20 protein-coding genes and 1 tRNA gene are annotated in these 19,799 nt (G+C 70.1%); 16 read left to right on the top strand and 5 right to left on the bottom strand.

Features of this window, described 5'->3' with window-relative positions; translation table 11 throughout:
* The first annotated feature begins 29 nt into the window (after positions 1-29).
* The 5 genes from AC3ERT_RS11765 (at position 30) to AC3ERT_RS11745 (ending at position 4,509) form a co-directional block, all read left to right on the top strand.
* Entirely contained in the window at positions 30-569 is a 540-nt protein-coding gene (locus tag AC3ERT_RS11765) for a MaoC family dehydratase N-terminal domain-containing protein (RefSeq protein ID WP_435125221.1), read from the top strand.
* Positions 566-994, top strand: coding sequence for a MaoC family dehydratase (locus AC3ERT_RS11760; protein ID WP_335978316.1), 429 nt, complete (start codon positions 566-568; stop codon positions 992-994). The genes AC3ERT_RS11765 and AC3ERT_RS11760 overlap by 4 nt, the downstream gene beginning before the upstream one ends.
* Before the next feature lie 213 nt (positions 995-1,207).
* A complete protein-coding gene (locus tag AC3ERT_RS11755; RefSeq protein ID WP_435125588.1) occupies positions 1,208-1,753 on the top strand; it encodes a TetR/AcrR family transcriptional regulator in 546 nt (181 codons plus the stop codon).
* Between the two features lie 242 nt (positions 1,754-1,995).
* A complete protein-coding gene (locus AC3ERT_RS11750; protein WP_435173945.1) occupies positions 1,996-3,378 on the top strand; it encodes a DHA2 family efflux MFS transporter permease subunit in 1,383 nt (460 codons plus the stop codon).
* A gap of 75 nt (positions 3,379-3,453) precedes the next feature.
* Positions 3,454-4,509, top strand: a complete 1,056-nt coding sequence (locus AC3ERT_RS11745; protein ID WP_435173909.1) for a UDP-N-acetylmuramate dehydrogenase — start codon at positions 3,454-3,456, stop codon at positions 4,507-4,509.
* Here the strand turns inward: AC3ERT_RS11745 and AC3ERT_RS11740 are convergent, their stop codons facing one another.
* The gene (locus AC3ERT_RS11740) at positions 4,510-5,544 is read right to left on the bottom strand and encodes an adenosine deaminase (RefSeq protein WP_335978310.1); all 1,035 of its coding nucleotides are present in this window, start codon (positions 5,542-5,544) and stop codon (positions 4,510-4,512) included.
* Between the two features lie 100 nt (positions 5,545-5,644).
* Positions 5,645-6,883 carry a pyridoxal phosphate-dependent aminotransferase gene (locus tag AC3ERT_RS11735; RefSeq protein ID WP_435173907.1) on the bottom strand — a complete coding sequence of 413 codons (1,239 nt, stop codon included), beginning with the start codon at positions 6,881-6,883 and terminating at the stop codon, positions 5,645-5,647.
* Between the two features lie 162 nt (positions 6,884-7,045).
* Between AC3ERT_RS11735 and AC3ERT_RS11730 the strand changes: the two genes are divergently transcribed.
* The 3 genes from AC3ERT_RS11730 to nusG all read left to right on the top strand — a co-directional run bounded on the left by AC3ERT_RS11730 (position 7,046) and on the right by nusG (position 8,538).
* Positions 7,046-7,118, top strand: a tRNA-Trp gene (locus tag AC3ERT_RS11730).
* A 106-nt stretch (positions 7,119-7,224) separates the two neighbouring features.
* Complete coding sequence (gene secE / locus AC3ERT_RS11725) at positions 7,225-7,506, top strand: preprotein translocase subunit SecE (RefSeq protein WP_335978306.1); 282 nt, start codon at positions 7,225-7,227, stop codon at positions 7,504-7,506.
* Positions 7,507-7,593: 87 nt separating this feature from the next.
* Positions 7,594-8,538, top strand: coding sequence for a transcription termination/antitermination protein NusG (gene nusG, locus AC3ERT_RS11720; protein ID WP_435173905.1), 945 nt, complete (start codon positions 7,594-7,596; stop codon positions 8,536-8,538).
* Between the two features lie 95 nt (positions 8,539-8,633).
* Here the strand turns inward: nusG and AC3ERT_RS11715 are convergent, their stop codons facing one another.
* Complete coding sequence (locus AC3ERT_RS11715) at positions 8,634-9,371, bottom strand: SGNH/GDSL hydrolase family protein (RefSeq protein ID WP_335978531.1); 738 nt, start codon at positions 9,369-9,371, stop codon at positions 8,634-8,636.
* Positions 9,372-9,658: 287 nt separating this feature from the next.
* Positions 9,659-10,129, bottom strand: a complete 471-nt coding sequence (locus tag AC3ERT_RS11710; RefSeq protein ID WP_435173903.1) for a hypothetical protein — start codon at positions 10,127-10,129, stop codon at positions 9,659-9,661.
* A 132-nt stretch (positions 10,130-10,261) separates the two neighbouring features.
* On the opposite strand from AC3ERT_RS11710, the gene AC3ERT_RS11705 reads away from it, so the two are divergent.
* Together AC3ERT_RS11705 and AC3ERT_RS11700 are read left to right on the top strand one after the other, a co-directional pair.
* Positions 10,262-11,092, top strand: coding sequence for a helix-turn-helix domain-containing protein (locus AC3ERT_RS11705; protein WP_435173901.1), 831 nt, complete (start codon positions 10,262-10,264; stop codon positions 11,090-11,092).
* A gap of 5 nt (positions 11,093-11,097) precedes the next feature.
* Positions 11,098-11,322: a DUF397 domain-containing protein gene (locus AC3ERT_RS11700; protein WP_435173899.1), complete on the top strand. Its 225-nt coding sequence runs from the start codon at positions 11,098-11,100 to the stop codon at positions 11,320-11,322.
* A gap of 4 nt (positions 11,323-11,326) precedes the next feature.
* On the opposite strand, the gene AC3ERT_RS11695 is transcribed toward AC3ERT_RS11700, so the two are convergent.
* Positions 11,327-11,731, bottom strand: a complete 405-nt coding sequence (locus AC3ERT_RS11695) for a VOC family protein (RefSeq protein ID WP_435173898.1) — start codon at positions 11,729-11,731, stop codon at positions 11,327-11,329.
* Positions 11,732-11,828: 97 nt separating this feature from the next.
* Here AC3ERT_RS11695 and AC3ERT_RS11690 point away from each other — a divergent pair, with 97 nt between their 5' ends.
* The 6 genes from AC3ERT_RS11690 to rpoB all read left to right on the top strand — a co-directional run bounded on the left by AC3ERT_RS11690 (position 11,829) and on the right by rpoB (position 19,713).
* Positions 11,829-12,839, top strand: coding sequence for a helix-turn-helix transcriptional regulator (locus tag AC3ERT_RS11690; protein ID WP_435173896.1), 1,011 nt, complete (start codon positions 11,829-11,831; stop codon positions 12,837-12,839).
* 95 nt (positions 12,840-12,934) lie between these two features.
* Positions 12,935-13,369, top strand: a complete 435-nt coding sequence (gene rplK, locus AC3ERT_RS11685) for a 50S ribosomal protein L11 (protein WP_202235499.1) — start codon at positions 12,935-12,937, stop codon at positions 13,367-13,369.
* 84 nt (positions 13,370-13,453) lie between these two features.
* Positions 13,454-14,179 carry a 50S ribosomal protein L1 gene (rplA, locus tag AC3ERT_RS11680; protein WP_335978291.1) on the top strand — a complete coding sequence of 242 codons (726 nt, stop codon included), beginning with the start codon at positions 13,454-13,456 and terminating at the stop codon, positions 14,177-14,179.
* Between the two features lie 404 nt (positions 14,180-14,583).
* The gene (gene rplJ / locus AC3ERT_RS11675; RefSeq protein ID WP_335978287.1) at positions 14,584-15,126 is read left to right on the top strand and encodes a 50S ribosomal protein L10; all 543 of its coding nucleotides are present in this window, start codon (positions 14,584-14,586) and stop codon (positions 15,124-15,126) included.
* Positions 15,127-15,278: 152 nt separating this feature from the next.
* On the top strand, positions 15,279-15,665 hold the full coding sequence (gene rplL, locus AC3ERT_RS11670) for a 50S ribosomal protein L7/L12 (RefSeq protein WP_335978286.1): 387 nt from the start codon (positions 15,279-15,281) through the stop codon (positions 15,663-15,665).
* A gap of 562 nt (positions 15,666-16,227) precedes the next feature.
* Positions 16,228-19,713, top strand: coding sequence for a DNA-directed RNA polymerase subunit beta (gene rpoB / locus AC3ERT_RS11665; RefSeq protein ID WP_335978284.1), 3,486 nt, complete (start codon positions 16,228-16,230; stop codon positions 19,711-19,713).
* Positions 19,714-19,799 lie beyond the last annotated feature (86 nt).

Genomic DNA, 19,799 nt, shown 5'->3' with positions numbered 1-19,799 from the left:
GCCGGCCCGCCCGCACCCGGAGGTTCACGATGGCCCTCGACCCGTCCTTCGTCGGGCGGAGCTATCCGCCCGGCAGCGCCTACGAGGTCGGCCGGGAGAAGATCCGCGAGTTCGCCGAGGCGATCGGCGACCCGAACCCGGTGTACGTCGACGCCGACGCGGCCAAGGCGCTCGGGTACCCCGACGTGATCGCGCCGCCGACCTTCCCCTTCGCGATCAGCTACAAGGCGGCCGGCCTGGTGATCCAGGACCCCGAACTGGGCCTCGACTACAGCCGGGTGGTCCACGGCGACCAGCGCTTCACCTACACCCGCCCGGTGCGGGCCGGCGACCGCCTCACGGTCACCTCCACGATCGACTCGATCAAGTCCCTCGCGGGCAACGAGGTGCTGGAGATCCGCGGGGAGATCCACGACGAGTCCGGCGAGCACGTGGTCACCGCGCTGACCAAGCTGGTGGCCCGCCCGATCGAGGCGGCCGACGCGGGTGACGCGAAGAGCCCCGCCGGTGACGCAAAGGCCGCTGCCGGCGCCGCGAGCAGCAACGACACGAGCGGGGACGGCCGATGACCGCGGCAATCGCGTACGACGACGTCGAGGTCGGCACCGAGCTGCCCGCACAGGAGTTCCCGGTCGACCGGGCCACCCTCGTGCAGTACGCCGGCGCCTCGGGCGACTTCAACCCGATCCACTGGAACGAGCGGTTCGCCCGCGAGGTCGGCCTGCCCGACGTCATCGCGCACGGCATGTTCACGATGGCGGTCGCCATCCGCGTGGTCACCGACTGGACGGTGGACCCCGCAGCCGTCGAGGAGTACGGCGTCCGCTTCACCCGGCCCGTCGTGGTGCCCGACGACGGCGTCGGCGCCACCGTGCACGTCTCCGCGAAGGTCGCCGCCAAGCTCGACGACCACCGCGTGCGGGTGGACCTCCTCGCCACCAGCCAGGGCCAGAAGGTGCTGGGCATGTCCCGCGCCGTCGTCAGGCTCGCCTGAGTCCGGGTCCGGGTCCGAGTCCGCCGCGAGTCTCCTGTTCTCCCTTTCGACGGGGCGCGGGGGCCCTCGTGCCGACCGCTCGCCGCCCCGGGCTGCCCCCGGCTGCCCGCCCGGCCCGGCGGGCAGCCAGTCGGCACCGCTGCGGCGGAGACGGTCCAGCCCTCCCGCTTGACCACGTAAGTAATTGACCACTAACTTGACGCCATGGCAAGGATGAGCGCCGAGGAGCGACGCGCCAGCGTCATCACCGTGGCCATGAGCGAGTTCGCCCAGGGCGGCTACAACGGCACGTCCACGGAGGCGATCGCCCGGCGCGTGGGCGTCTCCCAGCCGTACCTGTTCCGCCTCTTCCCCAACAAGCAGGCCATGTTCGTCGCGGCCTGCGAACGCAGCCTCGTCGAGGCCCGCGCGGTCTTCGCCCGGGCCGTCGAGGGCGTGCCCGTCGAGGAGCGCCTGGAAGCGATGGCGTCGGCCTACCAGCGGCTGCTGCGGGAGGAACCGGAGAAGCTGCTGCTCCAGATGCAGATGTACGCGGCGGTCGCGGCCGCCGAGGCCGGCGGGGACCACGAGTTCGGCGCCCCGCTCCGGGTCGCGTGGCAGGAGATGTGGGACGAGGCCCGCGCCGCACTGGGCACGGACGTCGACGAGACGACGGAGTTCTTCGCGTACGGGATGCTGATCAACACCCTGGTCTCCATGGGCTTTCCGGCGTCCCACCGGAGTTGGGAGGGCTTCCATGCGGCCGCCTGCCCCGAGTGACCCGGGGCCGACCCGGCCCGGTGGTCCGCCCCGAGCGGCCTCTTTTTTTGGGGTCGAAACTTAGTGACTGATAACTCACCGAGGTGCCGGCCAGCACCACGAACCAGCAGGGGGTAGTACCGATGAGTACCGAACAGCGGCCACCACGGGACCGGATACCGGCGCCGGCGACGGCGTTCGAGGGGAAGCGGAAGGGACCGGGCGTGGGCTGGGCCCTGGTCATCACGAGCGTGGCGGGTTTCATGGCGGCCCTGGACAACCTGGTGGTCACGACCGCGCTGCCGTCCATCCGCGAGAGCCTGGGCGGCGCCCTGTCGGACCTGGAGTGGACGGTCAGCGCCTACACCCTCACCTTCGCGGTGCTGCTGATGTTCGGCGCGGCGCTCGGTGACCGCTTCGGCCGCCGCCGGCTCTTCCTCGTGGGCATCAGCGTCTTCACCGCCGCGTCGGCCGCGGCCGCGCTCTCCTCCGGCATCGGCGAGCTGATCGCCGCGCGGGCCCTGCAGGGCGTCGGCGGCGCGATCATGATGCCGCTCACCCTGACCCTGCTGACCGCGGCGGTGCCCAAGGAGAAGCGGGGCATGGCGTACGGGATCTGGGGCGCGGCCAACGGCCTCGCGGTCGCCTGCGGCCCACTGATCGGCGGCAGCCTCACCCAGCACATCTCGTGGCACTGGATCTTCTGGCTCAACGTGCCGATCGGCCTGGCGCTGCTGCCGCTGGCCCGGCTGAAGCTGCGCGAGTCCTCCGCGCCCGACGCCCGGCTGGACTTCCGCGGCACCGCCCTGATCAGCCTCGGCCTGTTCGGCGTCGTCTACGCCCTGGTCAGTGCGACCGACCACGGCTGGAGCAGCGTCCGGGTGCTGTCCGGACTGATCGGCGGCGGCGTTCTGGTGGCGGCGTTCGTCCGGCACGGCTTCACCGCCGCGCGCCCCATGGTGCCGATGCGGATGTTCGCCAACCGGGGCTTCGCGGCGACCAACGCGACCAGCATGCTGATGTTCGTCGGCATGTTCGGCTCGGTCTTCCTGCTCAGCCAGTACCTGCAGACCGTGGTCGGCTACAGCCCCACCGAGGCGGGGCTGCGGATGCTGCCCTGGACCGGTATGCCGATGATCGTGTCGCCGGTCGCCGGCTACCTGTCCGACCGTATCGGCGGCCGGCTCGTGGTCGCCGCCGGGCTGGGCTGCCAGGCCGTCGGGCTCGGCTGGTACGCGGCGCTGATCTCCACCGACCTGTCCTACACCGCGCAGCTGCCCGCGCTGATCATCAGCGGGGTCGGCATGGCGCTGTTCTTCGCCCCGGCCACCAACTTGCTGATGGGCTCGGTGCCGGAGTCGCAGCAGGGCATCGCCTCGGGCACGAACAACGCGTTGCGCGAGGTCGGCGGGGCGCTGGGCATCGCGCTGCTCGGCACCATCTTCTCCTCGCACGGCGGATACCAGTCCCCGGCCGCCTTCGTGGACGGCCTCACCCCGGCGCTGTGGGTGGGCGCGTCGATCCTGGTGGTCGGGATGGTCGCGGCGCTGTGCAACCCGACGCGGCGCGCCCAGGCCGCGCGGCAGGAGGCGGTGGCGGGGCAGCCGCGGGCGGCCGACGGCGCGCTGGAGACCAGTGCGCGGTAGCGCCCGGGACGGTGGTCCGCCGGGCCGGCGCGTTCCCCGGCCCCCTCGCGGGCGCGGGGAACGTAGGCTTTCCGCGTGGATGTGACCGAGAACGCCGAACTTGCGCCGCTGACCACCTTCCGGCTGGGAGGCCCGGCCCGGCGGCTGGTGACCGCCCGCACCGACGCGGACGTGGTCGCCGCGGTGCGCGCGGCGGACACGCGCGGCGAGCCGGTGCTGCTGGTCGGCGGCGGCAGCAACCTGGTGATCGCCGACGAGGGCTTCGACGGCACCGCCGTCCGCATCGCCACCGGCGGGGTCGCGCTGCACGGCAGGACACTGGAGCTGGCGGCCGGCGAGGTCTGGTCCGACGCGGTGGCCCGCACCGTCGAGGCGGGGCTGGCCGGGGTCGAGTGCCTGGCCGGCATCCCCGGCTCGGCCGGCGCCACCCCGATCCAGAACGTCGGGGCGTACGGCCAGGAGGTGTCCGCCACGGTCAGCGAGGTGGTCGCCTACGACCGCGGTCGCGACGAGGTCGTCACCCTGCCGAACGCCGAGTGCGGCTTCGCCTACCGCCACAGCCGGTTCAAGGCCGAACCCGACCGGCACGTGGTGCTGCGGGTGCGGTTCGAGCTGGAGGACGCGGGCGGGCTGTCGGCGCCCCTGAAGTACCCCGAGACGGCCCGGGCACTCGGTGTCGAGGCCGGCGACCGGGTGCCGCTCGCCGAGGCCCGTACGGCGGTGCTCGCGCTGCGCGCCGGCAAGGGCATGGTGCTGGACGCCGCGGACCACGACACCTGGTCCGCCGGGTCGTTCTTCACCAACCCGGTGCTCAGCGCCGCCGAGCACGCGCGGTTCCTGGTCCGGGTGAAGGAGCACCTCGGCCCGGAGGTCATCCCGCCCGCCTACCCGGCCGACACCGACCACGTGAAGACCTCCGCGGCCTGGCTGATCGACAAGGCCGGCTTCACCAAGGGCTACGGTTCCGGGCCCGCCCGCATCTCCACGAAGCACACCCTCGCCCTGACCAACCGCGGCACCGCCACCACCGCCGACCTCCTCGCCCTCGCCCGCGAGGTCCGCGACGGCGTCCACGCCGCCTTCGGCGTCACCCTCGTCAACGAACCGGTCTTCGTGGGCACGGCCCTGTAGCTAGGGCGCCGCCCAGGCGGTGATGTCGGCGAGGAGGCGGTCGCGGACCTCCTTGGGGGCGCGGGAGGCGCGGACGGACTGCCTGGCCAGCTCCGCCAGTTCGAGGTCGGAGAACCCGTGGGCGTCCCGCGCGATCTCGTACTGGGCGGCCAGCCGCGCGCCGAACAGCAGCGGGTCGTCGGCGCCGAGCGCCATCGGCACCCCGGCGTCCCACAGCGTCCGCAGCGGCACGTCCTCGGGTTTGTCGTAGACGCCGAGCGCGACGTTCGACGCCGGGCAGACCTCGCAGGTGACCTCGGAGTCCGCCAGGCGCCGCAGCAGGTAGGGGTCCTCGGCAGCGCGCACCCCGTGCCCGACCCGCTGGGCGTGCAGGTCGTCCAGGCAGTCGCGGACGCTCGACGGCCCGGCCAGCTCCCCGCCGTGCGGGGCCGCGAGCAGCCCGCCCTCGCGGGCGATCGCGAACGCCCGGTCGAAGTCCCGCGCCAGCCCGCGCCGTTCGTCGTTGGACAGCCCGAAGCCGATCACCCCCTGGTCGGCGTACCGGACCGCGAGCCGGGCCAGGGTACGGGCGTCCAGCGGGTGCTTCATCCGGTTCGCGGCCACGATCACGGCCATGCCCACGCCGGTGTCGCGCGAGGCGCTGCGCACCGCGTCGAGGATGATCTCCAGCGTGGGAATCAGCCCGCCCAGCCGGGGCGCGTACGAGGTCGGGTCGACCTGGATCTCCAGCCAGCCGGAGCCGTCGGCGGCGTCCTCCTCGGCGGCCTCCCGGACCAGCCGCTGGATGTCCTCGGGGGTGCGCAGGCACGAGCGGGCGATGTCGTAGAGCCGCTGGAAGCGGAACCAGCCGCGCTCGTCGGTGGCACGCAGTTTCGGGGGCTCACCCGAGGTCAGCGCCTCGGGCAGCCGCACCCCGTGCCTGTCGGCCAGTTCCAGCAGAGTCGCGGGCCGCATGGACCCGGTGAAGTGCAGATGCAGATGTGCTTTGGGCAGCTCGCGGATCTCGCGCGCCGTCGTCCCTACCTCGCGTGCCATCTATAGATCCTGCTACAGGTCGGCCCCCGCCCGGTACCACTTTCACCGAACGGGGGCTTGCCCGAAAGGGCGGTCGGCCGTACAAGGCGGCCGGAGCGTCCTAGGCGGTGGCCTCCGCGAGCAGCTTCTGGAGCCGCGAGACGCCCTCGACCAGGTCCTCGTCGCCCAGCGCGTAGCTCAGCCGCAGGTAGCCGGGTGTGCCGAACGCCTCACCGGGCACCACCGCGACCTCGGCCTCGTCGAGGATGAGCGCGGCCAGCTCGACCGAGTTCTGCGGGCGCTTGCCGCGGATCTCCCTGCCCAGCAGCGCCTTCACCGACGGGTAGACGTAGAACGCGCCCTCGGGGACCGGGCAGACCACGCCGTCGATCTCGTTGAGCATGCGGACGATCGTCTGCCGGCGGCGGTCGAAGGCGGCGCGCATCTCCGCGACCGCGGACAGGTCGCCGCTGACCGCGGCGAGCGCGGCCGCCTGCGCCACGTTGTTGACGTTGGAGGTGGCGTGCGACTGGAGGTTGGTGGCCGCCTTGACGATGTCCTTGGGGCCGATGATCCACCCGACCCGCCAGCCGGTCATCGCGTAGGTCTTCGCGACGCCGTTGACCACCAGGCACTTGTCGCGCAGCTCGGGCACGACCGCGGGCAGCGAGGTGAAGGCCGCGTCGCCGTAGACCAGGTGCTCGTAGATCTCGTCGGTGAGCACCCACAGGCCGTGCTCGACCGCCCAGCGGCCGATCGCCTCGGTCTCGGCCGGGCCGTAGACCGCGCCGGTCGGGTTGGACGGGGAGACGAAGAGCACCACCTTGGTGCGCTCGGTGCGGGCCGCCTCCAGCTGCTCGACCGACACCCGGTAGCCGGTGGTCTCGTCGGCGACGACCTCGACCGGCACGCCGCCGGCGAGCCGGATCGACTCCGGGTAGGTGGTCCAGTAGGGCGCGGGCACGATGACCTCGTCGCCCGGGTCGAGGACCGCGGCGAACGCCTCGTAGATCGCCTGCTTCCCGCCGTTGGTGACCAGGACCTGCGAGGCGTCCACCTCGTAGCCGGAGTCGCGGAGCGTCTTGGCGGCGATGGCGGCCTTCAGCTCGGGCAGGCCGCCGGCCGGCGTGTAGCGGTGGAACTTCGGGTTCCGGCAGGCTTCCACGGCCGCGTCGACGATGTAGTCGGGGGTGGGGAAGTCGGGCTCGCCGGCACCGAAGCCGATCACCGGGCGCCCGGCCGCCTTGAGGGCCTTGGCCTTGGCGTCCACGGCCAGCGTCGCGGACTCGGAGATCGCCCCGATACGGGCCGATACCCGCCGGTCGGTAGCAGACTGTGCGGAGGGAGTGGCTGCGCTCATGGGTGCATCGTCCCATTCCCCGGGCGGCCCCGGCACCCGAGTTCACCGGGCCGGTTTTGATCTTTCGCGTGCAAGGCGTTCGACGGGGCGGCCCGGACCACGTACACTCATCGGTCGTGGCCCTCCTGTCGTACCGTTGCGGTACGTTGGGGGTGTCTACGTAGGGTCGTAGCTCAATTGGCAGAGCACTGGTCTCCAAAACCAGGGGTTGTGGGTTCGAGTCCCTCCGACCCTGCTCCACACGTCCGACGGTGGGCGTGGGCGCAGGTAGCAGACAGAAGCACTCGCCGTACCGCGCGACGGGCGCGGCATGGCCACGACCCGGAGTCAGGTGAGGACGAGTGACTGAGATCACGGACTCCGTTGAGGTCCCTGCTGAGGACGACAAGGAGACCGGCAAGAAGCCCCGCCGCGGTGGTAAGCGCGGCAAGAAGGGCCCGCTCGGTCGTCTCGCGCTCTTCTACCGTCAGATCGTCGCCGAACTGCGCAAGGTCGTCTGGCCGAGCCGCAATGACCTGTCGACGTACACCACTGTGGTGATTGTGTTCGTTGTCGTCGTCATCGCGTTCGTCAGCGTGGTTGACTACGGTTTCGAGAAGCTTGTCTCGTACGTCTTCGGATGAGCCTTCGCTCGAACCCACGGCCCGCGCCGGTGTCCTCGGCGGCGAGCCGTATGTCCCACCCTTTGAGAAGTCAGGAAGAGCAGTCACGTGTCTGACCCCAACGCGCACGATGCCGACGTCACCGACGAGTCCGCGGCGGACGAGGAGTCCGCGCTCGACATCGTCGACGCTGCTGACGGCGACATCGACGAGGCCGAGGCTGCGGACCTGGCCGAGGGGGAGCCGGCGGAGCAGGAAGCCGTGCACACCGAGGACGCCGACGGCGCCGACAGCGCCGACAGCGCCGACGACGTAGCGGACACCGACGAGGCCGCGGACGAGGAAGCCGCTGACGACGAGGCGGCGGACGAGACCGCGGGCGACGAGGCCGCGGAGGACGCCGACGAGGCCGATGAGGCCGAGGCCCCGGCCGCCGAGCCGGTCGACGCGGTCGCCGCGTTCCGCGAGGAGCTGCGCACCCTGCCCGGCGAGTGGTACGTCATCCACACCTACGCCGGCTACGAGAACCGCGTGAAGTCCAACCTGGAGCAGCGCGCCGTCTCGCTCAACGTCGAGGAGTACATCTACCAGGCCGAAGTGCCCCAGGAAGAAGTAGTCCAGATCAAGAACGGCGACCGGAAGACCATCCGGCAGAACAAGCTCCCGGGCTATGTGCTGGTCCGCATGGACCTCACCAACGAGTCCTGGGGCGTCGTCCGCAACACCCCGGGTGTCACCGGCTTCGTCGGCAACGCCTACGACCCCTACCCGCTGACGCTGGACGAGATCGTCAAGATGCTCGCCCCCGAGGTGGAGGCCGCGGCCGAGGCCGCCGCGATCGCCGAGGGCACGGCCCAGCCGCGCAAGGTCGAGGTCCAGGTGCTCGACTTCGAGGTCGGCGACTCGGTCACCGTCACCGACGGCCCCTTCGCCACCCTCCAGGCGACGATCAACGAGATCAACCCGGACTCCAAGAAGGTCAAGGGCCTGGTGGAGATCTTCGGCCGCGAGACCCCGGTCGAGCTGAGCTTCGACCAGATCCAGAAGAACTAGGTTCCACGGGGACGCGGTTCCCCGGCTTCCCAAGAAGCCCCCGGTCGGCGGTTCTCCCGTCGGCCGGGGGCTCTTGCGTGTGCTGGGGGTGCGGGTCAGGACGCGTCGGTCGTCAGGACCGGCAGGTAGCCCTTGGAGTGGCCGGTGGCGGTGGGGTGGTAGGACTCCCAGGTCGGGCTGATGACCAGGGAGTGCAGGTAGTCGTCGCCGGAGCACAGCTCGTGGCCGCTGAACGTGGTGCGCACGTCGCCGAAGGTGAAGCCGTGCGCGGAGGCGCGGGCCGAGATGACCGAGTCGATCAGGTCGGCGGCCTCGTTGAGCTTGTTGTGCTTGGTCGAACTGAGGCCGAGGCAGAGCGTGTTGAGCTTGTACAGGTGCGGGTAGTCCAGCACGACGACCTTCGCGGAGGGCGCCTTGGAGTGGACCGCGTTGTACACCGCGTCCAGCCGGGCCGGAAGGGTGTTCGTGATGTACGACTCGGCGGTGTTGACCCGGCTGACGCAGGTGTCGTCGGAGCCGGTGACGCAGGTGGTGATCACGTCGGAGAAGCCCGCGTCGTCGCCGCCGACGGTGAGGCTCACCAGGCCGGTGGACGAGTTCAGCGCGCTGAGCTGGTTGTTGATCACGTCCGTGGTCACCGCGCCGGAGCACGCGGCGAACGTGAACGAGGAGGGGCTGTGCGCGCTGGCCCACAGGGCCGGGTACGCGCTGTTGCTGCGGTGGCAGTCACCGCTGGAACTGATGTAGTTGCCGGCCCCGTTGCCGGCTGCGTACGAGTCGCCCAGCGCGACGTACGCCGGCCCGGCGGCTTGTGCCGGAGCCGCCAGCAACATCGCTGTCACCAGGGCGAACCCCGTGGCGGCAAGAGCGGTAAGGGACTTTGTGAGTCTCACGAAACCTCCAAGGGCGGGATCGCTGCGTCACCTTGGTACCGCGCGGTAGCTTCCCTTGGGAAGTGTCCATGCCAAGAATTCTCCACGCGTAGACCTGAGTGTCAGTCAGTGGTACCCAGGAATCAGGTGTGTTGGACAGCGACACGTGAGACACCCCGGGGCGCACTGGCGTGCCGAGGGGTTGTGCGGGGGTGAACGGCCGTCCGGCCACGGCGTGGAGCCGTCGTTCAGCCGCAACGGGTGAGTTCCAGGACGAGTTGGGAGGCCAGGAACCAGGGCGCCGCCTCCCGGTCGCCGTACGGCATGTACGTGTCCGCGGAGTTGACCAGGCCGCCGGTGGGGGAGGGCGTGACGAACCCGCCGAACACGCCCCAGACGCGGGGCTTGCGGGAGTGCACGAAGAGCGGTGCCGCGAGGTGCGGGCAGTGCCGTACGGCAACCTTGGCGCAGGGGCCGCAGACCGGCGGCTTCGTGGTCAACGTCCCCTCCAGATCCTCCGTTTCGCCTCCACCCGGCATCAGGAAGAGCCAGCCCTTGGCGCTGCGGTCGGCCGGCTTCCCGCACACCTGGCACAACTTGCAGAGTGCGGCGACGCGTTGGCGGTGTGAGCTCATGGCCCGGTAGTCGGGCCGCCCGACCCCCACCGCCTCGCCCATCCGGGCCCACAGCACCCCGTGCCCGTCCCGGTCCGCCGCCACCTCGTCCTCGACGGTTCCTTCGCGGAGTGCGGACTGTCCGTTAAACGCTCGGGGCTCTCGCGTCGAGCTCGTAGACTCGGTACACGGGGAGGCAGACTCATGGCGGCACCGACCGGACCCACTGTTCGGCGCATGCAACTCGGCTCGGAGCTCCGCAGGTTGCGCGAGAAGGCGGGGTTCACCCTCGCCGAGGCGGTCAGTGAGCTGGACCTCTCCATCACCAAGCTCTACCGGGTGGAGAACGGCCTGACGGCCCTCAAGTCCACCACCGAGCTACGGGTTCTCCTGGAGCGGTACGGAGTCGGGAGCCAGGAGGACATCGACTTCCTCGCGGAGATCCACCGGGACTCCCTCAACCGCGGTTGGTGGTCGCAGTACCGCAGCGTGATGCCGTCCGGCATGGCGATGTACGTCGGGCTGGAGACGGGCGCCCGCGCGATCCGTGCGTGGCAGCCGAACGTCGTGTTCTCACTTCTCCAGACCGAGCGCTACGTCCGCGAGATGCTCCAGGTCGCGAAGCCCGTTGAGGAGCACACCACGGAGTTTGTCGAGCGCAACATCCAGCTGCGTATGGAGCGGAAGGAACGCCTCACGGGCAGGGAAGGTCCGCTGGAACTGTGGTGCATCCTCGATGAGGCTGCGCTCCGGCGGACGATCGGCGGCCCGGATGTCATGCGGGAGCAGTACGAAGAGATCATCCGGTTGACGAAGCTCGATAATGTGACCGTCCAGATCCTGCCGCTGGATATCGCTACGTACCGCTCCAGCACGAACTTCACCTTGCTGGAGCTGGAGGCGCCGAAGCTCACGGTCGTCCAGTCCGACATGCCCGACAGCTCCAATGTCAGCGACAAGGACACCACCATCTGGGCGTTCAACCGCAAGTTCGACGCCCTCAGCGCGGGCGCACTCGCCCCCGGCGAGACGCCGACCTTCTTGCACCGACTAGCCGGAGAGATCTGATCCACATGACGCACCGCACGGCTCCACACCTTGTGGCCGAAGACGCCTGGTTCAAGTCGTCGTACAGCCAGGAGAACGGCACCAATTGCGTCGAGGTCGCCGATCTGACCCCCACCGGGCAGGTGGCCGTGCGGGACTCGAAGGACAAGGCCGGTCCGGCGCTGGTGTTCCCGGCGGACTCGTTCGCCCAATTCGTGGCGGCTGTGCGCGGGGGCCGTTTCGACGGGTGAGCGGCTACTTCCGGGACGGGGCGGCGAACCTCTCGCGGGCGGCTGCCGTGACCGGGGTGAAGAGGTTGACGAGGGTGCCGTCGGGGTCGCGGAGCAGCAGGGAGCGGTTGCCCCAGGGCATCGTGGTGGGCTCGTTGACGAAGTCCGAACCGGCGAGGTCGCGGTAGGCGGCGTCCACGTCGGGCACGAGGAACTCGATGATCGCGCTGTGGTTGGCGGCGGGCCGGGCGGAGCCGGGTGCGAAGAGGGGGACCGTGCGGGTGCTGCCGATCGCCAGGGTCGCCCCCGGGGTGCGGATCTCCGCGAAGTCCTCGGTGGCCCAGTCGGCCCGTACGCCGGTCACGCGCTCGTAGAAGCCGACGAGGCGGGCCACGTCGTCGGTGATGATGCGGGTCGAGGCGAACTCCATGGGGTGCTCCGTACGTCGTCGGGTGCTGTTCTCTCCACCGCACGTTAGGACGGATACCGGGCAGAACCCGCCCGGTATCCGAGGCAGAATCGCAGGTATGTCCCGCCCCACCGCCCGCGTGCTCACCCTGCTGGAACTCCTCCAGTCCGGCGGCACCCGCACCGTCGCCGAACTCGCCGACCGGCTCGGCGTGGACGAGCGCACGGTGCGGCGGTACGCCGACCACCTCCTCGACCTCGACGTGCCGGTCGAGTCGGTCCGCGGCCGCTACGGCGGCTACCGGCTCGCCCCCGGCTACCGCCTGCCCCCGCTGATGCTCAGCGACGACGAGGCCCTCGCCGTGCTCCTCGGCCTGGTCGCGGGCCGGCGCCTCGGCCTGGCCACGGAAGCGGCCACCGCCGGCGAGACCGCGGCGGCCAAGATCCGCCGGGTGCTGCCCGCGCGGCTGCGCGCCCGGCTCGACACCGTGCTGGACACCCTCGCCCTCACCGCCCCGGGCGGCGCGGAACCCGCCGCGCCGGACAGCGCCGTGCTGCTCACGCTCGCCGACGCGGTGCGCCACCACCGCCCGGTCGCCTTCCGCCACACCGCCGCCGGCGGCCGCGCCACCGTACGGACGCTGCACCCGTACGGCCTGGTGGTCCACTCCGGCCGCTGGTACGTCACGGGCGCGCTGGTGCCCGGCGGCGAGGACCGTACGTTCCGGCTCGACCGCGTCGCGGAGGCGCGCACCCTGCCGGGCTCGTTCTCCCCGCCCGCCGGCGTCGACCCGGCCGAGCGCGTGCTGACCGGGTTCGCCACCGCGCGCTACCGGTACGAGGTGGTGCTGCGGATCGCCGGTAGCGTGGAGGAGGTCCGCACCCGCCTGCCGGCGTCCGTCGCGGTCGTGACGAAGCCCCCGGCCGCCCGGGACGGCGAGCCCACCGACCCGGACGACCCCGCCGGCTGGCTCCACGTGGAACTGCATGTGGAGCGCCTGGACTGGCTGCCCGGCGTCCTGGCCGCGCTCGACCTGCCGTTCGCCGTCGAGCGCCCCGCCGAGCTCCGCGACCTGGTCGCCGCTCTCGCCGGCCGCCTGCACCGGTCGGCGCTGCGCGACCCGTGGTGACCTCGCGATTTCAGGGCGCGGCCCCGTACCCGTTATCGTGGTGCGGTATGCCTGCTCGCAGGCATGAACACTCTCAACAAGACCCGGAGAGAGCAATGCCTCCCAAGAAGAAGAAGGTCACGGGGCTGATCAAGCTCCAGATCAACGCCGGTGCGGCCAACCCGGCGCCGCCGGTCGGCCCCGCGCTGGGCCAGCACGGCGTGAACATCATGGAGTTCTGCAAGGCCTACAACGCGGCCACCGAGTCGCAGCGCGGCATGGTGATCCCGGTGGAGATCACGGTCTACGAGGACCGTACCTTCACGTTCATCACCAAGACCCCGCCGGCCGCGAAGCTCATCCTGAAGGCCGCGGGCGTGGACAAGGGCTCCGGCGAGCCCCACGTCAAGAAGGTCGCCTCGCTCAGCCGTGAGCAGGTGCGGGAGATCGCCACCACGAAGCTCCCCGACCTGAACGCGAACGACCTGGACGCCGCGGAGAAGATCATCGCGGGTACCGCCCGTTCCATGGGCATCACGGTCCAGGGCTGAACCGCCGACCTGGCCACACCCGGCAGTGAGTGGAAGGGCCTGCTCGGCTCGGACCACGACTCCAAGACAACGTAGGAGCAGCAAGTGAGCAAGCGCAGCAAGTCTCTCCGCGCTGCGGACGCCAAGATCGACCGGGAGCGCGTGTACGCGCCCCTGGAGGCCGTCCGTCTCGCGAAGGAGACCGCGACCACCAAGTTCGACTCGACCGTCGAGGTCGCCTTCCGCCTGGGTGTCGACCCGCGCAAGGCCGACCAGATGGTCCGCGGCACCGTGAACCTTCCGCACGGCACCGGCAAGACCGCCCGGGTCCTGGTCTTCGCGACCGGTGACCGTGCTGCGGCCGCGGAAGCCGCGGGAGCCGACATCGTCGGCTCCGACGAACTGATCGACGAGGTGTCGAAGGGCCGGCTCGACTTCGACGCCGTCGTCGCCACCCCGGACCTGATGGGCAAGGTCGGCCGGCTGGGCCGCGTGCTCGGCCCGCGCGGTCTGATGCCGAACCCGAAGACCGGCACGGTCACCCCGGACGTGGCGAAGGCGGTCACGGACATCAAGGGCGGCAAGATCGAGTTCCGCGTCGACAAGCACTCGAACCTGCACTTCATCATCGGCAAGGTCTCCTTCGACGAGACCAAGCTGGTGGAGAACTACGCGGCGGCGCTGGACGAGGTCCTGCGGCTCAAGCCGTCCGCGGCCAAGGGCCGTTACATCAAGAAGGCCGCCGTCTCCACCACGATGGGCCCGGGCATCCCGCTCGACTCCAACCGCACCCGCAACCTCCTCACCGAGGAGGACCCCGCCGCCCTCTGACGGCGGTGCGGCCGGCAGTACGACGGCACGACAGCACCACGGCGCCCCGCTCCCCCCGGCACCCCCGGACGGTCGCGGGGCGCCCGCTTTTCCCGTGCCGGGGCCCGGGAAAACCTTCCTTTCGGGAAGGATTTGCCCTCCGGGCCTCGGGTCCCGTACTCTCAACGCGAAGCCAAAGACCGCAGGTTGTCGCCGTGCCCGGGAACGGGTGGGGCGGCCGAAGGATTCCGCTCGGTGCGGACGGCCCGCGTAGGTGATCGGATGAAGATCTCCGGGAGTGCTGACGCCCTCTCGTCGAGTTCCGCCCCGTGCGCCTGCGCCCGGGGCGTTTGTGTTGCTCGCGCCAGTCACGTCCCCTTCGTCAACCGGGCGGTCCGCAATCACCCGGAAGGAGGCCGAGACTCATGGCGAGGCCCGACAAGTCTGCCGCGGTTGCCGAGTTGACGGACAAGTTCCGCAGCTCGAACGCCGCAGTGCTGACCGAGTACCGCGGTCTCACCGTGGCGCAGCTCAAGACGCTGCGCCGTTCGCTCGGTGAGAACGCCACGTACGCCGTGGTGAAGAACACGCTGACCAAGATCGCGGCCAACGAGGCCGGGATCAACACGCTCGACGACCTGTTCGCGGGTCCGTCGGCCGTCGCCTTCGTGACCGGTGACCCGGTCGAGGCGGCGAAGGGTCTGCGCGACTTCGCCAAGGACAACCCCGCTCTCGTCATCAAGGGCGGTGTCCTTGACGGCAAGGCGCTGTCCGCCGACGAGATCAAGAAGCTTGCGGACCTCGAGTCCCGCGAGGTTCTGCTCGCCAAGCTGGCGGGTGCCATGAAGGCCAAGCAGTCCCAGGCTGCCGCGCTCTTCCAGGCGCTCCCGTCGAAGTTCGTCCGCACCGCGGAGGCGCTTCGGGCCAAGAAGGCCGAGGCCGAGGCAGAGCAGGGCGGTGCCGAGTAACTCGGCTCGCACATTGACCGCCGCCTGACCCGGCGGGGCGCCCGGTACCCGTACCGGTCGCCCGCGGAGCGGGAGCGGTCGCCGCGGGCCCGACGTACGCCCGCCGACATGTACACCACGGCACCAGCCGAATGAATGGAAGGACGCCAATCATGGCGAAGCTGACCCAGGACGAACTGCTCGCCCAGTTCGAGAGCCTGACCCTCATCGAGCTCTCCGAGTTCGTGAAGGCGTTCGAGGAGAAGTTCGACGTCACCGCCGCCGCTCCGGTCGCGGTCGCCGCCGCCGGCGGTGCCCCGGGCGCCCCGGCCGAGGCCGTCGAGGAGAAGGACGAGTTCGACGTCATCCTCACCGGCGCCGGTGACAAGAAGATCCAGGTCATCAAGGTCGTGCGTGAGCTGACCTCGCTGGGCCTGAAGGAGGCCAAGGACCTCGTGGACGGCGCCCCGAAGCCCGTCCTGGAGAAGGCCACCAAGGAAGCCGCGGACAAGGCGAAGGAGTCCCTCGAGGGCGCCGGCGCTTCGGTCGAGGTCAAGTAACACCTCGCTCCGCAGCTGCTCCACCCGCCGTAGGGCGGCCACCCGAACGGGTGGCCGCCCTCGGTCGTTTTCGATCTCCGCGAGGCTTGGGCCTTGACGGATGGCACGCGGCGCGCAATTCTCAGGACGCGCCGCCACCCGCGGTCACCCGGTCCGGTGCCCGCCGGCCCCACACTTCGTCAGGGGCCGGATGCATGGATCGCCGGCGAAGCGGGAATGGATGCGTTGGTGGTCGGGTGGACCCGCTTGCGGTGGTCCGCGTGGCAGGCAGGACATGATGGATGACGGACGCGGGACCCGGGCTCCGAGGGCCGGGCGGACGCGGCCGTGAGACGGGCGGAGGGGGCGACGATTCGGTACTCCGAATCTCAGCCTGGACATCAGTGGGCCAAGTGGCTACACTGACCCTTTGCGCTGCCTGTTAGCTGCTGCCTGGCCCGTCACCAGGGGTATGCCCGTGTCCGAGCACTCGTGAGGAAGCCTGTCATCAGGGCTTTTCTCGTCAGCTCGGGTTCGGTCCGGTACGCGCGTAGTGAGTCCGAGCCCTCGGAAGGACCCCCTCTTGGCCGCCTCGCGCAACGCCTCGACCACCCATTCGAACAACGGCGCAAGCACCGCCCCGCTGCGCATCTCTTTCGCGAAGATCCGTGAACCGCTCGAAGTTCCGAACCTCCTCGCGCTCCAGACCGAGAGCTTTGACTGGCTGCTCGGCAACGCGGCATGGAAGGCCCGGGTCGAGGCGGCCCTGGACAGTGGGCAGGACGTCCCCAGGAAGTCCGGTCTGGAGGAGATCTTCGAGGAGATCTCCCCGATCGAGGACTTCTCCGGGTCGATGTCCCTCACGTTCCGTGACCACCGCTTCGAGCCGCCGAAGAACTCGCTCGACGAGTGCAAGGAGCGCGACTTCACCTACGGCGCCCCGCTCTTCGTCACCGCCGAGTTCACCAACAACGAGACCGGCGAGATCAAGTCCCAGACCGTCTTCATGGGCGACTTCCCCCTGATGACGAGCAAGGGCACCTTCTGCATCAACGGCACCGAGCGTGTCGTCGTCTCGCAGCTGGTCCGCTCGCCGGGTGTGTACTTCGACAGCTCCATCGACAAGACGTCCGACAAGGACATCTTCTCCGCCAAGATCATCCCGTCCCGGGGTGCCTGGCTGGAGATGGAGATCGACAAGCGCGACATGGTCGGCGTGCGCATCGACCGCAAGCGCAAGCAGTCGGTGACCGTGCTGCTCAAGGCGCTCGGCTGGACCACCGAGCAGATCCTCGAGGAGTTCGGCGAGTACGAGTCGATGCGCGCCACCCTGGAGAAGGACCACACCCAGGGCCAGGACGACGCGCTGCTGGACATCTACCGCAAGCTGCGCCCGGGCGAGCCGCCGACGAAGGAGGCCGCCCAGACCCTGCTGGAGAACCTCTACTTCAACCCGAAGCGCTACGACCTGGCCAAGGTCGGCCGCTACAAGGTGAACAAGAAGCTCGGCAGCGACGCGCCGCTGGACGCCGGCGTGCTCACCACCGAGGACATCCTCGCCACCATCAAGTACCTGGTGAAGCTGCACGCGGGCGAGACCGAGACCGTGGGCGACTCCGGCCGGTCGATCATCGTCGAGACCGACGACATCGACCACTTCGGCAACCGCCGCATCCGCAACGTCGGCGAGCTGATCCAGAACCAGGTCCGTACCGGCCTGGCCCGTATGGAGCGCGTGGTCCGGGAGCGGATGACCACCCAGGACGTCGAGGCGATCACGCCGCAGACCCTGATCAACATCCGGCCGGTCGTCGCCTCCATCAAGGAGTTCTTCGGCACCAGCCAGCTCTCCCAGTTCATGGACCAGACGAACCCGCTGTCGGGCCTGACGCACAAGCGCCGGCTCAACGCGCTCGGCCCCGGCGGCCTGTCCCGTGAGCGGGCCGGCTTCGAGGTCCGCGACGTGCACCCGTCGCACTACGGCCGGATGTGCCCGATCGAGACCCCCGAAGGCCCGAACATCGGCCTGATCGGCTCGCTCGCCTCCTACGGCCGGGTCAACGCGTTCGGCTTCATCGAGACGCCGTACCGCAAGGTCACCGACGGCCAGGTCACCGACCACGTCGACTACCTGACCGCCGACGAGGAGGACCGCTTCGTCATCGCGCAGGCCAACGCGCCGCTCACCGACGAGCTGCGGTTCGCCGAGTCCCGCGTGCTGGTCCGCCGCCGTGGCGGCGAGATCGACTACATCCCCGGCGACGACGTCGACTACATGGACGTCTCGCCGCGCCAGATGGTGTCGGTCGCGACCGCGATGATCCCGTTCCTGGAGCACGACGACGCCAACCGCGCCCTGATGGGCGCGAACATGATGCGCCAGGCCGTGCCGCTGATCAAGGCCGAGGCGCCGCTGGTCGGCACCGGCATGGAGTACCGCTGCGCGGTCGACGCCGGCGACGTGATCAAGGCCGAGAAGGACGGCGTGGTCCAGGAGGTCTCCGCCGACTACGTCACGGTCACCAACGACGACGGCACCTACACCACCTACCGGGTCGCCAAGTTCTCCCGCTCCAACCAGGGCACCTCCTTCAACCAGAAGGTCGTCGTGGACGAGGGCGCCCGCGTGGTGGCCGGCCAGGTGCTCGCCGACGGACCGTCCACGGACGAGGGCGAGATGGCCCTCGGCAAGAACCTGCTGGTCGCGTTCATGCCGTGGGAAGGCCACAACTACGAGGACGCGATCATCCTGTCGCAGCGCCTCGTGCAGGACGACGTCCTGTCCTCGATCCACATCGAGGAGCACGAGGTCGACGCCCGCGACACCAAGCTGGGCCCGGAGGAGATCACCCGGGACATCCCGAACGTCTCCGAGGAGGTCCTCGCCGACCTCGACGAGCGCGGCATCATCCGGATCGGCGCCGACGTGGTCGCCGGCGACATCCTGGTCGGCAAGGTCACCCCCAAGGGCGAGACCGAGCTGACTCCGGAGGAGCGGCTGCTGCGCGCGATCTTCGGCGAGAAGGCCCGCGAGGTCCGCGACACCTCCCTGAAGGTGCCGCACGGCGAGGTCGGCAAGGTCATCGGCGTGCGCGTCTTCGACCGCGAGGAGGGCGACGAGCTGCCGCCCGGCGTCAACCAGCTGGTGCGGGTCTACGTCGCCCAGAAGCGCAAGATCACCGACGGCGACAAGCTCGCCGGCCGGCACGGCAACAAGGGCGTCATCTCCAAGATCCTGCCGGTCGAGGACATGCCGTTCACCGAGGACGGCACCCCGGTCGACATCATCCTCAACCCGCTCGGCGTCCCGTCCCGGATGAACCCCGGCCAGGTACTGGAGATCCACCTCGGCTGGCTCGCCAAGCAGGGCTGGGACGTCTCCGGCATCGCCGAGGAGTGGGCCCAGCGGCTGGACGGCATCGGCGCCGGCCGGGTCGAGCCGGGCACCAACGTGGCCACGCCGGTCTTCGACGGCGCCCGCGAGGACGAGATCGTCGGTCTCTTCGAGGCCACGATCCCCAACCGCGACGGCGACCGGATGGTGCGGCCCTCCGGCAAGGCGCGGCTGTTCGACGGCCGCTCCGGCGAGCCGTTCCCGGAGCCGATCTCCATCGGCTACATGTACATCCTCAAGCTGCACCACCTGGTGGACGACAAGCTGCACGCCCGCTCCACCGGCCCGTACTCGATGATCACCCAGCAGCCGCTGGGTGGTAAGGCGCAGTTCGGCGGGCAGCGGTTCGGCGAGATGGAGGTGTGGGCGCTGGAGGCGTACGGCGCCGCCTACGCGCTCCAGGAGCTGCTGACCATCAAGTCCGACGACGTGCTCGGCCGCGTGAAGGTCTACGAGGCCATCGTCAAGGGCGAGAACATCCCCGAGCCCGGCATCCCCGAGTCCTTCAAGGTGCTCATCAAGGAGATGCAGTCGCTCTGCCTCAACGTGGAGGTGCTGTCCAAGGACGGCATGTCCATCGAGATGCGGGACACCGACGAGGACGTGTTCCGTGCGGCGGAGGAGCTCGGCATCGACCTGTCCCGGCGCGAGCCGAGCAGCGTCGAAGAGGTCTGACGGGCCGGCCCGTCCGGTCTCCCACCGGACGGGCTCTCCCGCGACCCGTTCAGACCATTTGAGAATCAACCCTGAGAGGGATTGAC

The organism is Actinacidiphila sp. bgisy145 (assembly GCF_057708125.1).
Note: the sequence above shows the minus strand (reverse complement) of the source record. Positions and strands in the feature narration are given on the sequence as shown.

Excerpts from the sequence above, each read along its gene's own strand:
- AC3ERT_RS11765 (WP_435125221.1), top strand. The coding sequence starts at position 30 with ATGGCCCTCGACCCGTCCTTCGTCGGGCGGAGCTATCCGCCCGGCAGC.
- AC3ERT_RS11760 (WP_335978316.1), top strand. The coding sequence starts at position 566 with ATGACCGCGGCAATCGCGTACGACGACGTCGAGGTCGGCACCGAGCTG.
- AC3ERT_RS11755 (WP_435125588.1), top strand. The coding sequence starts at position 1,208 with ATGAGCGCCGAGGAGCGACGCGCCAGCGTCATCACCGTGGCCATGAGC.
- AC3ERT_RS11750 (WP_435173945.1), top strand. The coding sequence starts at position 1,996 with ATGGCGGCCCTGGACAACCTGGTGGTCACGACCGCGCTGCCGTCCATC.
- AC3ERT_RS11740 (WP_335978310.1), bottom strand. The coding sequence starts at position 5,544 with ATGGCACGCGAGGTAGGGACGACGGCGCGCGAGATCCGCGAGCTGCCC.
- AC3ERT_RS11735 (WP_435173907.1), bottom strand. The coding sequence starts at position 6,883 with ATGAGCGCAGCCACTCCCTCCGCACAGTCTGCTACCGACCGGCGGGTA.
- AC3ERT_RS11715 (WP_335978531.1), bottom strand. The coding sequence starts at position 9,371 with ATGTTGCTGGCGGCTCCGGCACAAGCCGCCGGGCCGGCGTACGTCGCG.
- AC3ERT_RS11705 (WP_435173901.1), top strand. The coding sequence starts at position 10,262 with ATGCAACTCGGCTCGGAGCTCCGCAGGTTGCGCGAGAAGGCGGGGTTC.
- AC3ERT_RS11700 (WP_435173899.1), top strand. The coding sequence starts at position 11,098 with ATGACGCACCGCACGGCTCCACACCTTGTGGCCGAAGACGCCTGGTTC.
- AC3ERT_RS11695 (WP_435173898.1), bottom strand. The coding sequence starts at position 11,731 with ATGGAGTTCGCCTCGACCCGCATCATCACCGACGACGTGGCCCGCCTC.
- AC3ERT_RS11690 (WP_435173896.1), top strand. The coding sequence starts at position 11,829 with ATGTCCCGCCCCACCGCCCGCGTGCTCACCCTGCTGGAACTCCTCCAG.
- rplK (WP_202235499.1), top strand. The coding sequence starts at position 12,935 with ATGCCTCCCAAGAAGAAGAAGGTCACGGGGCTGATCAAGCTCCAGATC.
- rplJ (WP_335978287.1), top strand. The coding sequence starts at position 14,584 with ATGGCGAGGCCCGACAAGTCTGCCGCGGTTGCCGAGTTGACGGACAAG.
- rplL (WP_335978286.1), top strand. The coding sequence starts at position 15,279 with ATGGCGAAGCTGACCCAGGACGAACTGCTCGCCCAGTTCGAGAGCCTG.